General features: G+C 62.2%; 1 protein-coding gene. It reads left to right on the forward strand.

Annotation, left to right across the window (positions count from 1 at the left end; genetic code table 11):
• Window positions 1-161 precede the first annotated feature (161 nt).
• The gene (locus tag ACX12L_RS22925) at window positions 162-728 is read left to right on the forward strand and encodes a hypothetical protein (protein ID WP_459264570.1); all 567 of its coding nucleotides are present in this window, start codon (window positions 162-164) and stop codon (window positions 726-728) included.
• Window positions 729-1,166 lie beyond the last annotated feature (438 nt).

Genomic DNA, 1,166 nt, shown 5'->3' on the forward strand with positions numbered 1-1,166 from the left:
AATGTGCTCACGTTGATCACTCCTGCTCCCCCGTGCTGAAAAATTCAGCACGATAGAGCGGCAACGTGGCTCAGATTTCAACGTGAACGCGTCCCGAAATGGCCCAGATTTGGAAATGAATCAACAGATATGCTTCGAGATGCGTCCGTGTCCCCAGTGCCGTGCTGACCCGTAGCGGCGAGCTGGATGTCTTGAATCAGCACCTGGGCCCTCTCGTGCCGACGGTTGTCATCTACACGCCGCGTTGCCTGGCTCGGCATGCCGTCGCGCTTGCATGCACTGAACCGTCTGTGTGGAACGAGCACTCGCACGACCTCCAGTCAGCCGGCACCTATCTGTCGTGGGTGGCCGGACCGTATGACCTCGTCTTGCCTGAGGACGTTGTGCATGACTTCGTCAACGAGCAATACAGCTACCGACCTGCAGTAGAGCTGGCCGACGGCGAGATGCAGCCAGAGTGCGTTCACCAGGGCCACATCGCTTTTGTATTCGTGACCCCAAACCGCACAGCCATCCAGTTGCTCAGCATGGATGAGGACCTTATCAGCGTCTTGCAGTGCGCCGGCATGAGTTCTGGATGCAATTACCGCCCTTTGCGCGAGTACACCGAGGAGAAGCTCACCGAAGCGGCGCACAATGGCCCGGGTTACTTCCGCAGCATCTACGACTACAACGGCCGTGTGCGACTGGAGCTGGCTGTTCACGAGTACCGCCTCGGCGCTCGCTAACTCGGTCGCCCGAGACATGACGCTGGAAATGATCCAGCGTGAATAGCCCGCATGCGCGGGCTTTTCTGCATTGGCGCCGCAGGCCAGGGGAGCCGCTGCTGTTAAGCAGCGGGGCCAGTGCGTTCAGCACAGCGCCCCCGGGCGCAGCTCGTCGGCCTACCGATGACCAGACGGGCTGGGGGAGCCAGGCCCGAGCCGCTGTCCAAGCGGCGACCGCGCCCCAGCGCGGACGGACAGGGACACGGTGAGCGAAGCCGAACCTGCCCCGGAGCCTGGGGGTGAAACCCCGCCCCCCGGTACCGGAGGCCGGGGTGTCACCGACCGCCGTAATGGAGCCACCGATGTTCGGCGTAATGGAGCCAGCAACAGGTGGGTAAAACGACGCCCCGAGGGGGTTAAGACTGGGTCGATTTTGCAGCCTTTTGCGGGCTGGCTTTG

This window comes from Alicycliphilus sp. T452, assembly GCF_054512775.1.